Source organism: Paraburkholderia domus, from assembly GCF_905220705.1.
Lineage (GTDB): Bacteria > Pseudomonadota > Gammaproteobacteria > Burkholderiales > Burkholderiaceae > Paraburkholderia > Paraburkholderia domus.
This window is the reverse complement of record NZ_CAJNAT010000009.1, coordinates 32197-53914: the sequence shown is the minus strand read 5'-3', so window position 1 is coordinate 53914 and position 21718 is coordinate 32197. Positions and strand designations below refer to the sequence as shown.

20 protein-coding genes are annotated in these 21718 nt (G+C 60.5%); 13 read left to right on the top strand and 7 right to left on the bottom strand.

What is annotated here, in order from left to right:
- Positions 1–264 precede the first annotated feature (264 nt).
- Positions 265–942, bottom strand: coding sequence for a hemerythrin domain-containing protein (locus tag KHO31_RS17710; RefSeq protein WP_328822723.1), 678 nt, complete (start codon positions 940–942; stop codon positions 265–267).
- 200 nt (positions 943–1142) lie between these two features.
- On the opposite strand from KHO31_RS17710, the gene KHO31_RS17705 reads away from it, so the two are divergent.
- Positions 1143–1454 (top strand): hypothetical protein, encoded by a 312-nt coding sequence (locus KHO31_RS17705; protein ID WP_201079739.1) that lies wholly within the window; start codon positions 1143–1145, stop codon positions 1452–1454.
- Between the two features lie 255 nt (positions 1455–1709).
- On the opposite strand, the gene KHO31_RS17700 is transcribed toward KHO31_RS17705, so the two are convergent.
- Positions 1710–2168 carry a universal stress protein gene (locus KHO31_RS17700; RefSeq protein ID WP_201086181.1) on the bottom strand — a complete coding sequence of 153 codons (459 nt, stop codon included), beginning with the start codon at positions 2166–2168 and terminating at the stop codon, positions 1710–1712.
- A 620-nt stretch (positions 2169–2788) separates the two neighbouring features.
- Here KHO31_RS17700 and KHO31_RS17695 point away from each other — a divergent pair.
- The 6 genes from KHO31_RS17695 to pqqE all read left to right on the top strand — a co-directional run bounded on the left by KHO31_RS17695 (position 2789) and on the right by pqqE (position 8235).
- Entirely contained in the window at positions 2789–4762 is a 1974-nt protein-coding gene (locus tag KHO31_RS17695; protein ID WP_211623810.1) for a sigma-54-dependent Fis family transcriptional regulator, read from the top strand.
- A 274-nt stretch (positions 4763–5036) separates the two neighbouring features.
- On the top strand, positions 5037–5111 hold the full coding sequence (gene pqqA / locus KHO31_RS17690; protein WP_007178434.1) for a pyrroloquinoline quinone precursor peptide PqqA: 75 nt from the start codon (positions 5037–5039) through the stop codon (positions 5109–5111).
- A 65-nt stretch (positions 5112–5176) separates the two neighbouring features.
- Positions 5177–6100, top strand: a complete 924-nt coding sequence (gene pqqB / locus KHO31_RS17685; RefSeq protein ID WP_211623808.1) for a pyrroloquinoline quinone biosynthesis protein PqqB — start codon at positions 5177–5179, stop codon at positions 6098–6100.
- A gap of 2 nt (positions 6101–6102) precedes the next feature.
- Positions 6103–6822 (top strand): pyrroloquinoline-quinone synthase PqqC, encoded by a 720-nt coding sequence (gene pqqC / locus KHO31_RS17680; protein ID WP_211623806.1) that lies wholly within the window; start codon positions 6103–6105, stop codon positions 6820–6822.
- Positions 6819–7097: a pyrroloquinoline quinone biosynthesis peptide chaperone PqqD gene (gene pqqD / locus KHO31_RS17675; RefSeq protein WP_201086177.1), complete on the top strand. Its 279-nt coding sequence runs from the start codon at positions 6819–6821 to the stop codon at positions 7095–7097. Before pqqC ends, pqqD begins: the two co-directional genes overlap by 4 nt.
- A gap of 1 nt (position 7098) precedes the next feature.
- A complete protein-coding gene (gene pqqE, locus KHO31_RS17670) occupies positions 7099–8235 on the top strand; it encodes a pyrroloquinoline quinone biosynthesis protein PqqE (protein WP_211623804.1) in 1137 nt (378 codons plus the stop codon).
- A gap of 132 nt (positions 8236–8367) precedes the next feature.
- On the opposite strand, the gene KHO31_RS17665 is transcribed toward pqqE, so the two are convergent.
- Both KHO31_RS17665 and KHO31_RS17660 read right to left on the bottom strand, forming a co-directional pair.
- Positions 8368–9606, bottom strand: coding sequence for a c-type cytochrome (locus KHO31_RS17665; protein ID WP_211623802.1), 1239 nt, complete (start codon positions 9604–9606; stop codon positions 8368–8370).
- 90 nt (positions 9607–9696) lie between these two features.
- Positions 9697–11424, bottom strand: a complete 1728-nt coding sequence (locus KHO31_RS17660; protein ID WP_201079726.1) for a methanol/ethanol family PQQ-dependent dehydrogenase — start codon at positions 11422–11424, stop codon at positions 9697–9699.
- Between the two features lie 531 nt (positions 11425–11955).
- Between KHO31_RS17660 and adh the strand changes: the two genes are divergently transcribed.
- Positions 11956–13476 (top strand): aldehyde dehydrogenase, encoded by a 1521-nt coding sequence (gene adh, locus KHO31_RS17655; protein WP_201086174.1) that lies wholly within the window; start codon positions 11956–11958, stop codon positions 13474–13476.
- Between the two features lie 80 nt (positions 13477–13556).
- Here adh and KHO31_RS17650 read toward each other — a convergent pair whose 3' ends face one another.
- The gene (locus tag KHO31_RS17650; protein WP_211623801.1) at positions 13557–15842 is read right to left on the bottom strand and encodes a TonB-dependent receptor; all 2286 of its coding nucleotides are present in this window, start codon (positions 15840–15842) and stop codon (positions 13557–13559) included.
- Between the two features lie 313 nt (positions 15843–16155).
- Between KHO31_RS17650 and KHO31_RS39845 the strand changes: the two genes are divergently transcribed.
- The 4 genes from KHO31_RS39845 (at position 16156) to KHO31_RS17630 (ending at position 19378) form a co-directional block, all read left to right on the top strand.
- Complete coding sequence (locus KHO31_RS39845; RefSeq protein WP_328822722.1) at positions 16156–17049, top strand: energy transducer TonB; 894 nt, start codon at positions 16156–16158, stop codon at positions 17047–17049.
- Positions 17050–17051: 2 nt separating this feature from the next.
- Positions 17052–17762 (top strand): MotA/TolQ/ExbB proton channel family protein, encoded by a 711-nt coding sequence (locus tag KHO31_RS17640; protein ID WP_201079720.1) that lies wholly within the window; start codon positions 17052–17054, stop codon positions 17760–17762.
- Entirely contained in the window at positions 17759–18181 is a 423-nt protein-coding gene (locus KHO31_RS17635; protein WP_201079718.1) for an ExbD/TolR family protein, read from the top strand. The genes KHO31_RS17640 and KHO31_RS17635 overlap by 4 nt, the downstream gene beginning before the upstream one ends.
- 309 nt (positions 18182–18490) lie before the next feature.
- Positions 18491–19378, top strand: coding sequence for an SDR family oxidoreductase (locus tag KHO31_RS17630; protein WP_201108405.1), 888 nt, complete (start codon positions 18491–18493; stop codon positions 19376–19378).
- Positions 19379–19527: 149 nt separating this feature from the next.
- Here the strand turns inward: KHO31_RS17630 and KHO31_RS17625 are convergent, their stop codons facing one another.
- A complete protein-coding gene (locus KHO31_RS17625) occupies positions 19528–19842 on the bottom strand; it encodes an SDR family NAD(P)-dependent oxidoreductase (RefSeq protein WP_236061619.1) in 315 nt (104 codons plus the stop codon).
- A 171-nt stretch (positions 19843–20013) separates the two neighbouring features.
- The gene (locus KHO31_RS17620) at positions 20014–20928 is read right to left on the bottom strand and encodes a LysR family transcriptional regulator (protein WP_201079714.1); all 915 of its coding nucleotides are present in this window, start codon (positions 20926–20928) and stop codon (positions 20014–20016) included.
- A gap of 128 nt (positions 20929–21056) precedes the next feature.
- Between KHO31_RS17620 and KHO31_RS17615 the strand changes: the two genes are divergently transcribed.
- Positions 21057–21698, top strand: coding sequence for a glutathione S-transferase family protein (locus KHO31_RS17615; RefSeq protein ID WP_211623799.1), 642 nt, complete (start codon positions 21057–21059; stop codon positions 21696–21698).
- Positions 21699–21718 lie beyond the last annotated feature (20 nt).

Here is a 21718-nt window from a genome sequence, read left to right as displayed (position 1 = left end):
AGGTTCCCGTTTTCTGATACGCAAGCCGTCCCCGGGCGGTGCCCGACCTCCGGACATGCCTACCTGTTGCGGTACCTCGATATGCGCTGTTCCCCGATCGTTCGTTGAAGCGGATCAATCTCGATTGCAGCCGTTGAAGAACCGGCTTGAGCAGATTGACCAGCAGATCCTTGAGTCCCGGCAGCAAGGGGCGGCGCCCCATGTATGTTGATATTCACCAAATTTTGACCCTCCGTTAGGCCAGAATTCAGTCGGCGAAGACAATTAAGGTTCCCGGGTGGCCCTGACGATCATTGCAAAGAGGCGGCCGAGATCTGCCTCGACCTTGACCCCGGCGAACGGATCGCGGTTTTTTCCAAACGCCTCATTCAGTTCGCTCCAGTCCACCTCCGTCAGCCATTGACGCGCGGCAGGTAGAATCACGTCTTCTTCCAGACGCTTGTGATTTGCGGAAAACACGGCGTATTTTTCGACCATCTCGCGCAATACCGCGAGAGCGGACTCGCCGGCCAGTTCGTATCGGGTCAACGCATGTTCGATGTCTCGCAATCGCACTTTGCCTTGAGCGTGCTGTTTCTCGAGCTCGTCGATCGTTTTGTCGAGGTCGTTGGCACGATGCCGCAAGCGCGCGAACAGATAGCGCTCCTCCTTGGGATGATGCAGCTGCTCGGGATATTCGCTAATGTAAAACAGCATGGACCGAAGCATCATCGGCCTAGGTGCATCGAAGCCGGCACCGAGCTGCTTGACAAAGCGTTGCATCCCGGTGATGACCATCGATAGCTGCTGGTGTTCCCTAAGGATTATCTTTACGGCGTTTTGCGGAGCCGACGTTTGCATATCCCCCCTCTTACCCGTGGATGCGGCATCCTCAACTTGCGATCGCCTGAGTCCCATGGAACAAAATATAAAGGGCGTGACGAGTAACCCTATGATCTGCATCAAAGGCAGTGCCGATCTCGAGCGTAGCCCGGAGCGATCAAATGAGTTACAAAAGCATCCTCGGACAGAACAGCTGACCGGCAGGTAAGTACCTTCATTTCGTTGATCAGAGTCAACCAACCCGACCCGATCGGTGCAATGATCCAGCGAACGGCTACACACCGTTCGCAAGATCTAGCGATTTAGACTGGGAGTCGACGATGGGAATTGGTATGCAGATAACCTATCTCGGCCTCTCGGGAACCGCGTCCTTGGAGGCAGAAGCAGCCGTGCAATTGTTGCGCCTTGAACCGTACGGGAGCTACCTCTCGGATTGTCGACTCATGATCGAGCATTTGCGCCAGCGCTCGGGATGTAGTCTGTACGAAGTTCGGCTTGAAATCCGGACTGCCGCGCACGCACTGAGACGCATCGTACGTTGCGTATACGACAGCGCTGAAGCGGCTATTCTATGTGCGTTCAAGAAGGCGGTGCGGGCACTCGAAATTCTTTCCGCACATGGCAAGCTGTGAGAAACAACAAGCGCGGCGGCGACATGGTGTAAGTTTGACAAGACCATCCAGGGCAGTCAGCTGGCTCGCGTCACGGCAAATGCATCGACGCAGCATCGCCCGGCCGGCACCGGCCAACGAACAGAACAGACCGTGCAACCATGCCGTAAGCCAGGGCGGCCTGACGAAATCGACTTCCCCAACTTTTGCACGCTCTCGTTCGATTTGATCTACGACGATGTCAGGCATCTAGTTGCTGCCTCGCATTCGCAAAGCTCAGGTTGGAACGATTGCGTCGCGAACCAGCAACACCGGGCAGGTCGAGGACCGAAGAAACCGCTCGGCGACGCTTCCTAGCTTTATGCGTTGCATCCCGCGGCGTCCGTGCGTACCCATTACGACAAGATCCGCGCTGCGCCCCTGTACGTAACGCAGCAAGCAGCTAGCGACATCTTCGCTGATGTTGTCCGTCTCGACCGTATCGACCTTGCACACAACGTTGCTCTCGGTCGCCTCCTGATGCGCATCCGCCAGTACTCGATCACCTTCAACACGTAATGCCTCGACCATCGCAAACTGGTCGTAATTGGCCGAATAGGCAAACATCGCAAAACGGTCAAGCACGTACACCGCCGTCACCGTTCCGTTAGCCACCTTCGCCATCCGGATAGCCTCCTTGAGCGCCCCCTTCGAGGCGTGGCTGCCATCCAGTGCCACCAGGATATCTTTGTACATGATCACCTTCTCTTGCAAGTCGATTACGAACTCCTTCAGCACGGCAGGCCTCACGACGGATCAACTGCGCAGCCGACGCAACATCCGCCCGATGCGCACTAACTGCACGCCAGCTTCGGCTTCGATTGGCGCAGATCCAGCGAAACTGAGGTCCGTCATTTGCATGCCGACTCCCATTGGCTACCTCCACAGGAATGTCGGGCTTCAAGTCCCGACCCAGCTTCATCGGGAACCACGCTAAGACGCGCTAATCTGGGCTGACGGCAGCCGCAAATCCATCATCTGCGCCTCCCTTTCACGTGAATTGATTTGTATCAATGGTGAAGACACTGGCGCAGGTGGACCTGGCCGCGAAGCCAACGTTTTGCCGATGGGGCGGCGCATTTCACTGGCATTGATTCAGATCAAACCACTTATGCGCATCGGGATGAATATGCGTAATCCCGCATCGCCCGAGCGGCTGCGGCGAACCGGCTTGGGCGACCACCCGCCGTGGCGCAACCATAACGGCGACGATGCGCTGCCGGCGCGCGATTACCGCCGGCCTGGCGCGAGACTTGCTTGCCTTAGTATCCGCACAACCCCGGCAAACGACCGGGGCCGACCCGCAGGAGGAGACAATGCGCGATGAGGTCTATCCCGCCGCAACATCAATCGCGGCTCGTGAGCCTAGCTGGCTCACGCCGTCGATTCAGAAATCCCACGAACGCTCCGAAACCTTTGGTCTGAGCGCCTCGATGCGGCCGGATTATGACGTGCTACCGGCCGCCGAACTCGCGTTGAAGCTGGAGCAAAGCCGTGTCCTTTGCGCGCATGCCACACCGGTGATGGAAACGCTGCACGAGCAGATCGTCAACACGCAGAGCATGATCGTGTTGACCGACGCCCAAGGGCTAGTCCTTCATTCGATCGGCGACGATGACTTTCTACGGCGGGCGGAGAAAGTCGCACTGCGCCCAGGCGCGAACTGGGCTGAAGACCGGCAAGGCACGAATGCGATCGGCACAGCGCTGGCCGAGCAATGTCCGACGGTCGTCCATGGCGAACAACATTATCTGGCAGCCAATCGCTTTCTAACCTGCTCCAGTGTGCCGATCCTCGATCCGTATGGCGATCTGATCGGCGTGCTCGACGTCACCGGCGATCATCGCAGCTATCACCAGCACACCATGGCGCTAGCGAAAATGTCCGTGCAGATGATCGAAAACCATCTGTTTACCAATACCTTTCGCGAAACGTTGCAGATTGCTTTTCATGGTCGCCCTGAATTTCTCGGTACCTTGATGGAGGGCATCGTCGCGTTTACCTGCGACGGCCGCTTCCTGTCGGCCAATCGCAGTGCGCAATTCCAGTTGGGCATGCCGCTCGCCGGCCTGCGCGCGCATACCCTGTCATCGCTATTCGGTCTCACAAGCGCGCAACTGATCGACCATCTGCGAGTCAGCCGGGACCGGCATCTGTCGTTGAATCTGAACAACGGCTCGGTGGTCTGCGCACACGTCGAGTTCCGGCGCGCGACACACGCCGATGACCGCTGGCCGCAGCAGGAGCGTCGTGAGTCACGCACGGCGCACCGCGTCGAGTTGCCAGCGCCGGCCGCGGGCGCCCTATCGAAACTCAGCTATCTGGACACTGGCGACCCGCAGATCACCGCCGTGATCGCCAAAATCCGCAAAGTAATCGGCAAAGACATTCCAATCCTGATCACTGGAGAGACAGGTACCGGCAAGGAATTGCTGGCCCAGGCGATCCACAACGACTCGCCGCGACGCTCAGGTTCCTTCGTCGCGGTGAATTGCGCGTCGATCCCGGAAACGCTGATCGAATCCGAGCTGTTCGGCTATGAGGAAGGCGCGTTCACCGGCGCGCGGCGCAAAGGCGCTACCGGCAAATTACTGCAGGCCAACGGCGGCACGCTATTTCTCGACGAAATTGGCGACATGCCCTATCCGCTGCAAGTTCGGCTGTTGCGCGTGCTGCAGGAGCGCCTCGTCAATCCGCTTGGCTCCTCGAAGTCGATACCGGTCGATATCGCCATCATTTGCGCGACCCACCGCGACCTGCGTGACATGATCGCGCAGAACCGGTTCCGCGAAGACCTGTATTACCGCCTGAACGGCATGGTGGTCAAATTACCGCCACTGCGCGAGCGCACGGATCTGTCCGCCGTGATCCAGAAGATGCTGCAATGCGCGTCTTCCGAAAGCGCCGATGTGCAGCGCCTGAGCGTCGCCCAAGACGTGATGGCATTGTTCGAGCAGTGCGCGTGGCCGGGAAACTTTCGTCAGCTCGGCAATCTTCTGCGTACAGCTGCCGCGATGGTCGATGCGGACGGCGAGATCCGTCGCGAGCATTTGCCCGATGACTTTTTCGACGGCTTGCGCACCATTGCTGCAGCGCCTACAGGCGCGGTTGACACATTGCAGCTCCCAAGTGGACGCCTGGAGGATGTCGCTGTCAGCGTCATCGCCAAGGCCGTAGCGCAGCATGGCGGCAACGTGTCGGCCGCCGCCCGTGCGCTTGGGGTCTCACGTAATACGATATATCGCAAGCTGCCGGCGCAGTGTGCAGGCGACACCGACGACGCGACCTGACGCGCCTGTGCCACAAGTGCTCCAATTTGCAACAACGGTGTACTCGAATTGAACAGTGCGTAGCAGGTTTCATCGATATGTACGGTGAGATTTTGCGTGACAAGCCTCGCATTCATTCACAAAAACGCATCCGTTCGGCATGCCAAACATGTGTCGGCCTTGGTATGCCCAGGCGGTACGGAGTTACTGGCCCGGCACAGACTTTGCATTCGATCGATATGACCGCTTACTCAATGCGGTTTCTCAATCACATGTCGCAATCAAGGAGACAACCATGCAATGGACTACCCCCGCTTATTCCGATCTGCGTTTCGGTTTTGAAATCACGATGTACATCGCCAATCGCTGAAGCAACGATGAAGCGCCGCACGCCTCTCTCAGTGAGTGCGCGTGACGGCGCCCGGAGTATCGCTCATGAAGATCAAGATTCTTGGTTCAGGCGCAGGCGGCGGATTGCCCCAATGGAACTGCAACTGCGCGAACTGCAACCGGGCCCGTTATCAAACCGGCGACGTGTTGCCGCGTACCCAGTCGTCGATTGCAGTGAGCGATAACGGCATAGACTGGATTCTGATCAACGCCTCGCCGGATCTGCTCGCTCAATTGCGCGCGAATCCGGAACTGCAACCCGGCCGCTCGATCCGCGATAGCGCCATCGCAGCCGTGGTGCTGATCGACGCACAGATCGATCACGTCACCGGTTTGCTGATGCTGCGCGAACGCACCACGCCCCTGCCGTTGTATGCGTGCGCTCCCGTGTTCGACGACCTCTCCACCGGGTTACCGCTGGTTCCACTGCTCGAACACTACTGCGGTGTCGAGCGTCACGAGATCACGCTCGATCAACCGTTCACAATCTCCCCTGCGGCAGGCATCCGTTTCACCGCGTTGCCGATTGAGAGCAAAGCGCCGCCCTATTCCCCCCGTCGCACGGAAGCCGCACCCGGAGACAACATCGCATTACTCATCGAAGACCTTGCTAGCGGCGCACGCGTCTTCTACGCGCCCGGTCTCGCGAGCGCACCGGAACCCGTGCTCGATGCGATGCGCTCTGCTCAACTCGTTCTGGTTGACGGCACGTTCTGGTCCGCCACGGAGATGATCGACCTTGGTCTGTCGACCCACCTGGCGGCCGACATGGGCCATCTTGCGCAGTGCGGACACCGTGGCCAGCCAGGCATGGTTCAACTACTCGATGCATTGCCCAGCGCGACACACAAGGTGCTGATTCACATCAACAACACCAATCCGATTCTCGACCCGCACTCCGCCGAACACGCCGTGATACGCGCACGCGGTATCGAAGTGGCACGCGACGGGATGCAATTCCAGGTATAGCCATGAACGCCCCTCTGCCCACCGCCGTTACTCACGCCGCCCCCTGGCCGCCGGCCGAATTCGAAGGGCGCCTGCGCGCGCTCGGCGTGCACTACCATATTCATCACCCGTTCAATGTGCTGATGAATAGCGGCCGGTGCTCGCCGCAGCAGATTCGCGGCTGGGTTGCCAACCGCTTCTATTACCAGATCAACATCCCGCTTAAGGACGCTGCAATCCTGTCCAATTGTGAGGACCGGCAGACGCGCCGCCTCTGGATCGAGCGGCTGCACGATCACGATGGCCACGGCGACAATCCTGGCGGCATTGAAGCATGGGCGCATCTCGCCGACGCGGTCGGCATCGAGCGCAACGCGTTATGGTCGCTCGAGCACGTGCTGCCCGGCGTGCGCTTCGCCGTCGACGCCTATGTCAATTTCGCGCGGCGTGCGCCATGGCAGGAAGCGGTCTGCTCTTCGCTCACGGAGATGTTCGCGCCGCAGATCCATCGCGACCGGCTGGCCGGCTGGCCTGACCTGTACCCGTGGATCGATGCGCAAGGTTTGCAGTACTTTCGCAGCCGCATTCCGCTTGCCCAGCGCGACGTCGAACACGGACTCGCCGTCACACTCAGCCACTTCAAGACACCCGACGCGCAACAGCGTGCCCTCGACATCCTGCGCTTCAAGCTCGACATTCTGTGGTCGATGCTCGACGCGATCGAAAAGGCGTACCCCGTATGAACGCCCCGCGCCACGATTACGCCAGTCTGCGGCCGCATCTGCGAACGATGTTCCGTCTGCAATGGGAAGACGTTCAGGATGCCTACGTCTTGCTCTATCCAGAAGGCATGGTCAAGCTCAATCCAAGTGCCGGCGAAATTCTCGCGCGCTGTGACGGAACGCGGGAACTGGACGACATCATCGACGAACTGGAAGACCTCTTCAACGCGTCCGATCTTGCCGCCGATGTGTATCGCTTCATCGATCACGCGCGGCAACGCGGCTGGCTGGACTGACATGAGCACAACGACCGACACTCTGGGCACGCGCCCGTCCCCGCCGCTGTGGCTGCTGGCGGAGCTCACGTATCGCTGCCCGCTGCACTGCGCGTTCTGCTACAACCCCGTCGATTTCGCGAGTCACGGCGCGGAACTCGACACGGACGCGTGGCGCGACGTGATCACGCAGGCGCGCCGCATGGGCGCCGCGCAAATCGGGTTCTCTGGCGGTGAACCGCTGGTGCGCGATGACCTCGAAACACTGGTTGCCCATGCCCGTGGACTCGGTTTTTATACGAATCTGATTACCTCGGGTGTCGGACTTAACGAGCAGCGCATCGCTGGTCTGAAAGAGGCAGGTCTCGACCATATCCAGCTCTCGTTTCAGGACTCGACGCGTGAACTGAACGATTTCGTCTCCAGCACGAAGACCTTCGACCTGAAACAGCGTGTCGCGCGCCTCATCAAGGCGCACGGCTACCCGATGGTGCTCAATTGCGTGCTGCATCGCTATAACCTGCCGCACGTCGGGCAGATTATCGACATGGCGCTGGAGATGGGTGCCGACTACCTTGAACTGGCGAACACGCAGTACTACGGCTGGGCAATGCTCAACCGCGAGCAGTTGATGCCGACGTCCGAACAACTGCAGGAGGCCGAGGCTACGGTCAACCGATACCGCGAACGCGTCGGTGATCGCTGCCGCATCCTGTTCGTGGTTCCCGACTACTTCGAATCACGCCCCAAGGCCTGTATGAACGGATGGGGTTCGGTATTTCTCGGCATCGCGCCGGACGGCACCGCGCTGCCATGCCACGCAGCGCGCTCGCTGCCGGGTCTGGACCTGCCCCGCGTGCAGGACACTGCGTTGACGGATATCTGGTACCACAGCCATGCGTTTAACGCCTTTCGCGGCGATGGCTGGATGCGCGAACCATGCCGGAGCTGCGACGAGCGCGAGACCGATCACGGCGGTTGCCGCTGTCAGGCGTATCTGCTGACTGGAGACACTGCAGCCGCCGACCCGGTGTGTGCAAAATCGGCGCATCACGGGCAAATCGAACAGGCCGTGACTCTGGCACGGCGGCCGGCGCGGGACGCTCAAGCGCAACCACTGATTTTCCGCAGCAGGGATAACTCGTTACGTTTGGGGTGATTCGGGAGTTTGGGGTGATTCGGGACGAGATTGCGGCATCGAGAAAAGAGAAAGCCCGGCGATATCCGTGAACAACGGAAAATCGCCGGGCCGTTTTTGTGGCGCCAACCAACGCTGTTGACGCCTTCGAGCCTATTGCGAAGTGCCGGCGTTGAGCGGTGTCTTCGACGCTTTGGCGTTGTCGTCAGTCAACTTGGTGGCGCCGGCGCTATAGCCATTCGAATACAGCAGGAACGCCATGATGTCGGCATAGTCCTGCGGTTTCAGCTTGCCGGGCCGGTCAGCCGGCATATTGTTCGTCATGTATCCATACACCCCGCCGATGGTCAGCTTCGCGTTTGCCGCCGGCGCAAAGGCCGGACCGCGTAACGCGGGCGCATTCAATCCTTGCAGGCCAGGACCGTGGCATTTCGCGCACGCACTCGAGTACAGGGTCTTGCCGTGCGCCACCTGCGCGCGGTCGAAGCCAGGGGCGTCGCCTGCCGCACTCGCGTCGACTTTGATGAAGTGCCCCTGCTGCGCCCCGTGATCGGCCGCTGACATCATGCGCCACGCCGCATCGTTGCGGCCGGGGCCGTCGCGATAGGCAAACGTGGCCACGGATGGCCTGGCGGCCTGATCTGCCTCGGGAAGCATCCACTTGCGGGTCAAGGCTGCCAGCCGGCCATCGGAGGCCATCTTCTGCAGCGCGGCGTCGATGCGCGGCTGCAACGCCGCGCCGTTCTTCCCGAACGCGAACACCAGTTGCCAGTCGGCATACGGCGAGGCGGCACCCGAAATCCGGAAATGCTGCTCGGGATGCGTGGCCGCATAAGCCACGACCGCCGGGTACCAGACGATCGCGCGTTGTGCATGCCCGCTCGCCACGGCGTCGACCGTGAGTGCCGCCGTATTCTCCAGGTCGAGCTTGACGTTGGGTTGCTGTACCGCGATGAGTTGCGCAGGGCTCGCATAGGTAGCCGCAACGACTTCCGCACCGCCGGCCGGCGCGGTCGCGTCGCGCGTGGTGACGCTGACGTAACCAGAGCGCAGATAGCCGCGCGAGAAGGTCATCTTGCTGCCCGAGCCATCGGCAATTGTCGAACGCGGAAAGCCGGCAATCACGTCGCATTTTCGCGCAAGCGCTTTGTTGAGCTCCTTCAGCGAAACACCGTCGTCATCACTACCGTCGAATCCTCCGGGAGCAAGCGACAGCGAAATACCGGCGGTGCGAAGCGCTTCGCGCGCGACCGCCTCGTCGAGCGCGATCGATGGACTGCCGGGAAACGTGCAAACGCGCACGCCTGCACCCGCGCTGGCAAGTCCCGGTGTGAGGGTGCCGGTGGCCAACAGGACACTGGCAAAAGCGAACCAATTGAGTCGAGTCTTCATGATCTTGCTTCCGGAAAAGGCCTGGCCGCCACGGCTGGAAGGCTACGCCCATGTCGGCCCGGCCAAACTGTCGTGGCAGCCATATCAACATCAGCTGTGATTGAGCGCAAACACATAGAGCGTGCCGCCGCGTGGAACCTTCTCTGCCGCTTTCGCCATCGGCCCACCCCAGATCGGGTTCGCGCCACCGTAACCGGCGAGAATGGCGACGTACTCTTGCCCGTTGACCTCGAACACCGACGGTTGAGCGACGATCCCGCTCGCAAGTTTCGGGCTTTGCCACAGCACCTTGCCGGTCGCCTCATCGAACGCGTACAGATGGCCGTCCAGCGATCCGCTAAACGCAAGACCGCCCGCCGTGGTCGCTACACCGCCATTCCACGGCAGCTTGCTCCAGTGACTCCAGACTTTCTTGCCGGTGTTGACATCGATAGCCTGAAGTTCGCCATAGCCCTTGCTGCCCGGTTCCGGTTTGATTTCGAACCCTTCGCCAAGGTATGGCAGCCCCTCCATGTAGTTCACCGACTTGCCCGACAGTGACATGCACGCATGCAACGCCGGAACGATCGCGAGATGCTTGTCCGGATCGTATGAGACCGACCACCAGTTCTTGCCGCCGAGGAAGCTCGGGCAGGTCTCGATTGTCGTGCCCGCCTTCGGATATTTCGACGCGTCCTGAATCGGCGCGCCGTCTGCCGTGTAGCCCGTGACCGAGCTTGCCGTCACGAACGGCTTCGCGTAGATCAGCTTGCCGGTGCCACGGTCGATCGCGTGGAAGAAGCCATTACGGTCCGCGTGAATGATGGCGTCGTATTCCTTATCCTGGTACTTGATCGTGGCGAGCACCGGTGTATTGACGCCGTCGTAATCCCACGTGTCGTGCTTCGTGTACTGGTAGTGCCATTTGAGGTTGCCGGTTTTTGGATCGAGAGCAAGCAGCGAGTCGGAGTACAGGTTGTCTCCCGGACGCAGATCGGCGAGCCACGGGCCAGGATTGCCCACCCCCCAATAAAGCGTTTTCGATGCGGCGTCGTAGGTGCCTGTCAGCCAGGCCGGCGCGCCGCCATGATCCTGCATGCCGTTCGGCCATGTATCACCGCCCTTCTCGCCGGCCGCCGGTATCGTGAAGCGCTTCCACAGCACGTTGCCGTCATCGGGATTCAACGCCGCAATAAAACCGCGCGCGCCATATTCGCCGCCTGCGCTGCCCACCACTACTGCGCCGTCGAGTGCGAGCGGCGCCAGCGAGAACGCATAACCCAGACCCGGCTCGAACATCTGCTTGCGCCAGACAAGCGCGCCGGTCTGCGCGTCAAGCGCAACCACGTCGCCGCTCAGCATCGCGACGTAGACATTCTTGCCGTACAACGCCACACCGCGGTTGATCACGTCGCAACACGCAGTCTTGAACGATTCGGCACCGAGTTTGGGTTCGAACTTCCAGAGTTGCTTGCCGGTTACAGCATCAAAGGCATAAACATTGTCCTTCGGCGTGGTCACGAACAGAAAGCGGCCATTGATGATCGGCGTCGCTTCGAACCCCTGCTGCAGATCCGCGGGAAACTTGTAGCTCCATACCTGCTTGAGATTCTTGACGTTGGCTGCGTCGATTTGCTTGAGCGGTGAATGCGCCTGGCCGTTGTAGGTGCGGTAGTACGTGAGCCAGCCGGGATCGCTTTGCGCGGCTGTCAAGCGCTCATAGGTGACGGCTGGATAGTCGTCGGCCGCTGCAGCGGACGCGAATACCAGACTGACGGCAGCGGCCACGCTCATTGCAAACGCCGTGGGCCGCTTCGCCGAAGCTAAACGTGCTTTCATCCTTGTCTCCTGTGTCGACCAGAGTCGCCGCTTTAGCGGCTTACTCTGGTCCCATGCAAGATGGTTGCTGTTGAATTGTTGACGCGAGGCCGTGCGGCGGCGCTATCGTCTAGTGAACGCAGACTGGCTGCGAACCATTCAAGGCAAGTCGCATGCCATTGGCTGCCGTGCCGCTGCGAGCCAAGGTGGCTCACGAACGAAGAACGCGGCTCGGCAGTGAAGCGATCGTCACGGCATAACAACGGTGTTGCACGTTGGCGCAGTCACACGACAATGTGTTGCTAAAAAGGACAGCCGCCATGCCGATGGACCGAGCGACACACAGGGTCGCGCCATGCGTCGCCACGCATACGACGCACAGGGTATGCGTGGCCTCAGGTCCGTAACGCCTGTCGCGTTGCAGACAAGGCCCAATGGCACGCTTCTCGCTGAAGGCTCCGCACGATGAAGAGCGTCAGCACGGCGGATACGTCGAGCCAGCGCAGACCTTCTCCATCGACACCAGTCACACAATCATTGGAGGAGTCAGGTATGAATCACGCAGATATGCAGTTTCTCGATGTCGAATTTCCGTATGCGCGGCAGTACGCCAATTTCATCGGCGGCCAGTGGATTCCGCCGGTGCGCGGCGAATACTTCGACAATGTCTCGCCTATCACGGGCGAACCCTTTACGTCGATCCCGCGCTCAACTGAAGAAGATATCGAGCTCGCCCTCGATGCCGCCCACCGCGCCCGCAAAGCCTGGGCCGATACCTCGCCGGCCGCGCGCGCCACTATCCTGAACCGGATTGCGGACCGCATGGAGCAGAACCTCTCGCGCATCGCGTTTGCCGAATCGATCGACAACGGCAAGCCGATCCGCGAGACGCTCGCCGCCGACATCCCGCTCGCGATCGACCACTTCCGCTATTTCGCCGGTTGCATTCGCGCACAGGAGGGGACGATCTCCGAGATCGATGCCGATACCGTGGCTTATCACTTCCACGAGCCGCTTGGCGTGGTCGGTCAGATCATTCCGTGGAATTTCCCGATCCTGATGGCCGTGTGGAAGGTGGCGCCCGCGCTGGCCGCAGGGAACTGCATCGTGCTCAAACCTGCCGAGCAAACGCCTGCGTCGATCCTGGTGCTGATGGAACTGATTCAGGACTTGCTGCCGCCGGGCGTGCTGAACGTGGTCAACGGATTTGGTCTCGAAGCGGGCAAGCCGCTCGCAACAAGCAAGCGTATCGCGAAGATTGCCTTCACGGGTGAGACATCCACAGGGCGTCTGATCATGCAGTATGCGAGCCAGAACATCATTCCGGTGACGCTCGAACTCGGTGGCAAAAGCCCGAACATTTTCTTCGCCGACGTGATGGATCGCGACGATGGTTACTTCGACAAGGCGCTCGAAGGCTTCGCGATGTTCGCGCTGAATCAGGGTGAAGTCTGCACATGTCCGTCGCGTGTACTGGTCGATGAAAAAATCTACGACCGCTTCATGGAACGCGCCTTGAAGCGCGTCGCCGCAATCACGCAGGGGCATCCGCTCGACACCAAGACGATGATCGGTGCACAGGCTTCGGAGGAGCAGCTCGAAAAAATCCTCTCGTACGTCGATCTCGGCAAGCAGGAAGGCGCTGAATGTCTGATTGGCGGCGAGCGTAATACCCTCGGCGGCGAACTGAGCAAGGGCTACTACGTGAAGCCGACCGTCTTCCGCGGTCACAACAAAATGCGTATCTTCCAGGAAGAAATTTTCGGCCCGGTGGTCTCGGTGACGACATTCAAGAACGAAGAGGAAGCACTCGAAATCGCCAACGATACGCTGTACGGTCTCGGCGCCGGCGTGTGGACACGCGACGGCACACGCGCCTATCGCTTCGGCCGTCAGATTCAGGCCGGCCGTGTGTGGACGAACTGCTATCACGCCTATCCGGCGCATGCGGCATTCGGCGGCTACAAACAGTCCGGCATTGGTCGCGAGACCCACAAGATGATGCTCGACCACTATCAGCAGACCAAGAATCTGCTCATCAGCTATAGCGAGCAGCCGCTCGGTTTCTTCTAACGCACTACGGACAGATCTGGAGCGGCGTGAGGCCCGCTCCAGACAAGCGGTGGTTTTACACGCCGCCCACCATCCCCGCTTTACTTCCACGCATACCGCAAACCAACCCATACGCCACGCGGCGCGCCCATACCGAGAAACTGTTCGTTGGTCACGGCATCGGGCGAAAAAGAATGGCCCGGGCCATTGAAAAAATTCTGCCCGAGGATGCCAAAGTCCGCGTAGCGCTTGTCGAACAGATTGTTCACGTGCGTGAACAGCTGCAGCTGCTTTGTGACTTGATAGGTCGTGTCCAGATCGACAATCGCATAGCCCGCGATACGCCCGTTGCTGTCCAGATTGTTCTCGTCGCCACGGGCGAATATCGAGCTGCGATAGAGTATGTTTGCGCCCACATTCCATTTTGCGGTGGCCGCATAATCCAGACGCAGTTTCAGCGTGTTTTCCGGAATGCCGGGGATACGATCGCCCGAGTGCATCGTAATGTTGCCTTGACCATCGGCGCTCGAGTTGCTCGCGCTTTGCTCGACAAAGCTGCTCTGATAGGTTGCGCGCAGATACGTATAGCCCGCGTTCACAGTTAGCGGACCTGTCTGCGCGCGTGCGTTGATTTCGAACCCTTGCCGCCGCGTGGTGCCGACGTTCTGGAAATATCCGGTCGAGGTCGAAGCCCCATTGCTGCTGACAAACTGTATGTCATCCTGGAGATCGGTACGGAACACTGCCGCGCTCCAATGAATCGCCGACGATAGCGTTCCACGCGCGCCCGCCTCGAACGTGCGCGATACAACCGGCTTTAACGCGGGATCGGCGATGAAATCGTTCGGCAGCGAACAGGGCGCGGCCGGATCGGCGCAGGCCAGCTCGATAGCGGTCGGTGTACGCATGCCCTCGCTGTAGTTCGCATAGGCCGTCAGCCAGGGAACCGGGTTATATGTCAAGCCCAGCGCCGGATTGATCCGCGAAAAGCTGTGCGAGCCGTTCAACAGGGGTTGCATGCCGCTGAGATCCTCGATATCGACGCTAGCGTGGTTATAGCGCGCGGAGGCCGTCAGCGTGATCGTGCGGGTCAACGAAAGCGTGTCTGTCACGAACACACCGAGATTGCTGTTGCGAGTCGACGCGTCGGTTTGCAGGGTGAAGCCGCCGGTCCCAACGGTCTGGCGGTCCTGGGTGAAGTGCGCGTCCTGCGTGTACTGTGTGAAGCCGGTGTTGGCAAAATCGCCGCTGACACCCGCCATCAACTGATTGTCCATCCCGGCGACTTTGCCGGTGACGCTCAATTGCAGCGCGAATCCATAGCTATCCTGCGAGATCACGGAGTGGGCGTTTTGCGCAGGTACGGTATTGATCGCGCCCGTCGCTGGATCGATGGAACCGTAATCTCCATTGACGTTGCTGCTGAGATTATCGTTGTCGTAGTGCCGGTAATACGCGTCGCCAGAGAGCTGCAATGCATCGCTGAAATCATGCTTGCCGGACAGGTTCAGCATGATCGCGCGATTCTGGTTCTCGTCGGGATATGTGTAGGCCTGGCGTGGATTGTCGAGAAACGAACGCGGAATGGTCTGGGTACCCTGCAACTGGTTGTCGGCTGCGGTGAGGCTCAACTCGACAGTGGTGCGCGGGTCCGTATAGCCGACCTTGCCGAATAGTTGCTTCACGCGGCTGGGGTTATGGTCAGCCCAACCCTGATCCGCCTCATCGTTGGCGGTGACAAAATAGTCAAAGTGTCCCAGCTGGCCGCCCTGCGTAAAAACCACGCTTCTGCGTGCGAACGAGCCGCCCTCCACTTCGACGCTGCCGCCGGGGTTGTCGCGGCCATTTTTGGTGGTGATTGCGATCGCGCCGCCTAGCGTGTTCAAACCAAATAGCGGATTGGAGCCGGGCATCACCTCGATGCGCTCGATCGCCGATTGCGCGAGCAGGTCCCAGTTGACCACGTCACCAAACGGCTCGTTGACCCGCACGCCGTCCTGGAACACCGACAGGCCTTGGGGGGTGCCCAACAGCGGCGAAGCGGTGAAGCCACGATAGTTGACGTCCGGCTGATAAGGGTTGCCCTGACTCGAATTGAGCGTCACGCTCGTGACGTTCTGCTCCAGGTAGGCCGTGATGTTATTCGGGTGTTGCGCCTCGATGTCCTTCGCGCTAACGACCTGCACGGCAGCGGGTACTTCAGTGAGCGGCATACCGAGTCCGGTCAGCGGTGCGGTGCCGACCACGGTCACCACCGGCATCACTTGTGAAGGCGACGACGCCGGTTCGTCTTGCGCTACGGCATAAGTACCCTGAGCCATTGCGAGCATGCCCGCAATGGCGGCGGCGATGCGCGTACGCCGCCAATCGTCGCGATGCGACTTCATGTGTCTCCTCCGTGGCGCGCATCGGCTTCATGGCCTCGCGCGGTATGTTCTTTCACTACGGTTTTCGATGCGCTCACTTCCAAGCAACATCGATGCCGGACATCGCCGCGATGGAACGCGATGTCGAACGCTGTATCGCGTTTGCCCTCACTCATGGGACATCTGTGTCGAATTGGTACAACGGTGTTCCGAACGAGGACACTGAACGCACACCTTCGGACTGCACCTGATCGAAACAAGGCCGCATGCGCGTCCTCACGTCCGGCACGCATGTTGCGATCCGAATAGCAATCAGAAACTGGGGGTGGCGTGCATGATCACTTCAACGCTGAGAAGTGCAAACGCGGCGCGGCGCAGAATGCGTGGCCTGGCGCGCGCCGTGGACGCTAACCCACCCGTGCGCGTCGCAGCAAGCCGACTGCCGCCGCACACCACCCGCGCTTTCGACGAACTTCGGGGAGCGCGTGCGCATGCGATTGCGCTGGTCGTGCTTGCCGTCCATTGCACGGTTGCGCTCCAGGCATGGCGCGTGTCTGTGGAAAACCAGGAATACACGGCCCCGCGTGCGCTGGACCTGCAATTCGACGTTGGGGCAGCTGTACCGTCACCGGCCGCGATTTCAAAGCAACCCGCAGCCCGCGCTGGCGATCTTCCGCCGGCTATGAGGTCGTCCGCATCACCGCCCGCGATCTCGCCGCGCCGCGCAAGAGATAGCGCTGGCGCGAGAAACACCGCTCCGGCGTTGCCATCGAAACCACCCGAGAAGACTGCGCCGAATAAGGCGTCGAAGTGGCAGCCCGCGCCCTCACTCTCGCCTACGACTGCGACTGCGATGCCACAACCGGCATCCACAAAAGCCGAACCCGAACCAGTCAATGCGTCGACCGCAAAATCACCGGACGTCCAGCCCGCGCAGGAACCACTTACCGAACCCAGTTTCGGCGCTGCTTACCTCCGCAATCCACCACCGACCTATCCCGGCGTGGCTCAACAACGCGGCTGGCAAGGCACCGTACTGCTCAAGGTCCACGTGCTGGCCAGCGGCCACCCAGACCACGTTGGACTCGCGTCGTCGAGCGGGCACGAGTCCCTCGACGACGCCGCACGCGAAGCCGTCACCAACTGGCGTTTTGCGCCGGCGCGGCGTGGCGATCAGGCGATCGATGGATGGGTCCAGGTACCCATCGAATTCAAACTTGGAACTTAACCATGAACATGTCCGACTTCGCCACACAGCTCATTGTTGACGCTTCGCTTTGTATGCTCGCGCTCTGTTCGTTGCTGACGTGGTTGCTGATTCTGTACAAAGGCTGCGCGTACTGGCGTCTTGCTTCTGAGAATCGGCGCTTCACTGCGCTTTTCTGGAGTGCCGCCGAGCGTGATCCGTCGGGCATGCCCGGTAGCCCGTCACACGCGTCGGAGTGTCCGAAGGCGCGCGTTGCGCGCGCCGGTTTCAGCGCGTGGTCGGCAACCGCTCCAGCGGAGACGGTGGCGGCCAATGCGGAATTCGTGGCGTGGGACCGACATGAACTGCTCGATCGCTACCTGAACCAGCAGATCCAGAGAGAAAGACGCGCGCTTGAACGTGGCTTGACGCTGCTTGCATCGATTGCCAGCACTGCGCCGTTTATCGGGCTGTTCGGCACGGTGTTCGGCATTATCCACGCGTTGCACGCGGTCGCTGTGGGCAGCGCGAGCGGGATCGAAGGGGTCGCCGGCCCGGTCGGGCAGGCACTGACCGCGACGGGGATCGGAATCGCCGTTGCGATCCCCGCGGCGCTGGCCTACAACCTCTTCGTGCGGCGCGTTCACGTCTCGATCGCCGATCTCGAAGACTACGCCGCGGATCTCGTCAACGTGGCACAGCGCAATGGCTTTCGCGCAATGACCAGCGCTCATCGGGCGGAGGTACTCACATGATTTCACGTTCGAATGCAAAAGCGGCGGATGAACCGCTCGCTGAAATCAATATCACGCCGCTTGTCGATGTCATGCTGGTGCTCGTCGTGATTCTTCTGGTCATGGCTCCGATGTTGACAAGAACACTGCATATCGATCTGCCGAAGGTTGCAGCCGGCGCACCCGAACCGCGCGATCACGCGGTGACAGTCAGCCTCGATGCGCACGGCAAGCTCGCGATTGACGACCGTGAGATCGCCCCGGATCAACTTGAGCCGACGCTCCGGCGCATCGCAACGCTGAGTGACCGTACTGTGGTGAACCTGCGTTCCGATCAAAGCCAATCATTCGGCGCTGTTGCGAATCTGCTCGCAAAAATCAGCCATGCGGGCATCGCGCACGTCGCAGTCGTAACGGCGAACGCGGAGCCACGGAATTGATGTAGCCCGGTCCCGCACTTCGTGCCTTTTTTATGCCGTTGACTTAAATCAACGATGTTGACCATTAGGCGTTTAGAGTCAACGCAACTACGGGTGATGAACCGGCTAAAGCGAGCGTACATTGTCAGCAATCCAGAGATTGATCCCAAATGACTGCATATCGAGCGGTCACACGGGTCGACGAGGAAGTGCACGCAACTGGCCTGCCGGCATCGGGATCCTGTTAGTCCTTTTAATAGGATGACGTCACTACTTCAATAGAACAAGAAACGGTCGGATAGTAGCCTTCACAACCAAGGAGGTTTCACTATGCGTATCTTTCTGACCGGTGCGACAGGCTTCATCGGCGCGGCCATCGTTCCGGAACTCATCAAGGCGGGTCATCAGGTGATCGGCATGACGCGTTCGGATGCCGGAGTTCAAACGCTTATCGATGCAGGAGCCCAGGTGCATCGCGGAACCCTGGAGGATCCGGAGAGCCTGCGCAGCGGCGCCGCAAAAGCAGATGCCGTCATCCACACGGCATTCGATCACGATTTCTCAAGATTCGTGGAGAATTGCGAAAAGGACAAGCGTGCGATCGCGGCACTCGGTTCCGCGCTCGCCGGCTCCGACCGCCCTCTGATCATCACCTCCGGGACCGCCTTTGGTAGCGGTGAGGATGGTCAACCGGCGACCGAAGATGTCTTCGATACCAGTCGTCCACATCCGCGAATCGCATCCGAGCTGGCTGGAAATGCGCTGCTGGAGGCAGGTGTCAACGTGTCGGTGGTACGTCTACCGCAGGTTCACAACCCGTTCAAGCAGGGTCTCATCACACCGCTCATTGCGATCGCCCGGGAGAAAGGCGTCTGCGCGTTCGTGGGCGAAGGCCGCAACCGTTGGCCGGCCGGCCATCTCTCCGACGTGGCGCTGCTCTATCGGCTCGCCGTAGAAAAGGGCGAACAGGGGGCCCGGTATCATGCGGTCGGCGAAGAAGGGATCAGTAGCCGCGAAATCACCGAGGCGCTTGGCCGGGGTCTGAACTTGCCCGTCGTTTCGATCAGGCCGGATGAAGCGGCAGCGTATTTTGGATGGATGGCAATGTTCGCCGACGTGGACATGCCGGCCTCCAGCGCGCTGACCCAGGCCCGGCTGGATTGGCATCCAACCGGGCCAACGCTCATCGCCGACCTCAACGAAGCGCGGTATGCCTAGCCACCTTCGTTGATCGACCGGAGCGGAATCAAGCGTCGATCCGATGGCCGGAAAACGCGCCGCAGTGATCGATGGTTCAGGCGAACGGCCGATCTGCATTTGCGCTCGCCCAATCCATCGATCCCCTCGATCTCGCGCTCGAGACTGCATCACCACGGGATCGTTTCGTTTTCCCAGCGCGTGAACTTTCCTGTGGGACCGTCCGGGCCCAGCAGCGCGACGCGTACCGCCTCGCGCGCGCCCTGTTCAACCGTCTCCGTGCCCGCATATCCGTTGAGGTTCGTTTTGGTGAAGCCCGGCGAGACGGCGTTGACCTTGATCCCCTCCGACTCCAACTCGATTGCCATGGCGACCGTCAAAGCGTTGAGCGCCGTTTTGGACGCAGGATAGACGGGGCCGAAGATCGCGCGGTAGGCGAAAGCCGGATCCGAGTTGGCCGTCAGCGACCCAACGCCGCTCGACACTTTGACGATACAGGCGCCCGGCGTCTCGCGCAGGATCGGCAGCGTCGCCTTCACACGGCACGTCGGCCGGCCGCCCACGCAATATGCGCGCGAGGAACAGGCGGCGGCGAACGACCCCGACCTTCCGCAGATCCGTCCACCCGAATCCGGAAAGCAAAAATCTGTCCGGCGCTAGCCGTCCACCTGCGATTCAAGCCTTCTCCTGATCACGTCAATCAGCGCGCGTACCTTTGCCGTCGGATAGCGGGTAGGCGGAAACACCGCGTAGATGCCCTTGGGTTTGCCGGCCCAATCAGGCAGCAGGCGGATCAGCCGACGCGACGCCACGTCTGCTGTGATCGAAAAATCAGTCAGCAATCCGAACCCTCCACCCGCGAGCGTCGCCGCACGTGCAGCATCGGCCGTATTCACCAGCAGAACATTCTCGCAGCGCACGCTTTGTCTTGCGCCTTTCGCACGCTGCAGATCGAGCGTCAGCGGATGCGGCAACACAGACAATGCGACGTGGGGCATGGCCGCGAGCGCAGCCGGGGTCTTCGGCTTACCCCACGTATCGATGAATTCCTGACTCGCGACGATCCATTTGACGAAACCGCCGAGCTTCACCGCCCGGTAGCCCGAGTCGGCAAGTTGCCCCAGGCGAATTGCCACGTCGATACCCTCCGCGATCAGATCCACATAGTGGTCGTTGCAAACCAGTTCGATGTCGAGTTCCGGATACGTTCGGCGCATCTCGACCAGCGCGGGTGTCACCACCAACGCCCCATAGTCGATCGGCGCGCTCACGCGCAACGTGCCTCGCAACGGGGCCGACTCCCCCGACACGACCGATAGCGCTTCCTCGGCCGCCAGCAATATCTTGCAACTTGCCTCGTAGAAGGCACGCCCGCTTTCGGTCACGCTGAGTCGCCTCGTCGTGCGGACCAGCAGACCCGCGCCGATCTCGCGCTCGAGCCGCTGTAGATGCGTGCTGACCATTGTCTTCGTGAGTCCGAGACGCGCCGCGGCCGCGGTAAAGGAACCCGCCTCCACCACTGCAACAAAAATCGCAAGGCGGTTCAGATTGACATCCCGTAGATCTGCCATTCGCCGATTGTCCATCTTTGATTGATTATGTTTTCTAGCTTAGCAGTCTTCTGCGTTGCGTCGCGAGTCGGTAGGCTTACTTCATTCCAGTCGACGGTTGTCGCCTGTTCCCGATTCAGGAGCGTTCAATGTCTGCCGCCAAGCCCGCCCAGCCGATCCGCCTTCACACCACGCTCCTCTCCGGGCATGGACACCGCGTCAAATTGTTCCTGACGCTGCTCGATCTGCCGTTTGAAGTGATCGAACTGAACATGCGTGCCGGTGACAATCGCCGCCCGGAATACCTGAAGCTCAATCCGTTCGGCCAGGTGCCGACGATCGAAGATGGCGACACGGTACTGTTCGATTCCAACGCCATCCTCGTCTATCTGGCGAAACGCTACGGCGACCCGTCATGGCTGCCGGACGACGCGCTGGGCGCCGCCGCCGTGCAACGCTGGCTCTCGCTCGCGGCCGGGCAGATCGCTTATGGGCCGTGCGCCGCCCGGCTGGTCACGGTATTCGGCGCGCCACTCAATCTCGAGACCGCACAGAAGATTGCGCTGAAATTGTTCGACGTGCTCGACGCAGAGCTTGCCAGCAAACATTTCGCTGCAGGAGACCGCGTGAGCATTGCCGACATCGCCGCGCACACGTACATCGCGCATGCGCCGGAAGGCGGCATATCGCTGGAGCCGTACCAGAACATCCGGGCATGGCTGCGCCGTGTCGAAGCGCTGCCGCGCTTCATTGCGATGCCGGCGACGAAAGCGGGACTGGTCGCCGCATAACCTGAGAAACTCATACGCCG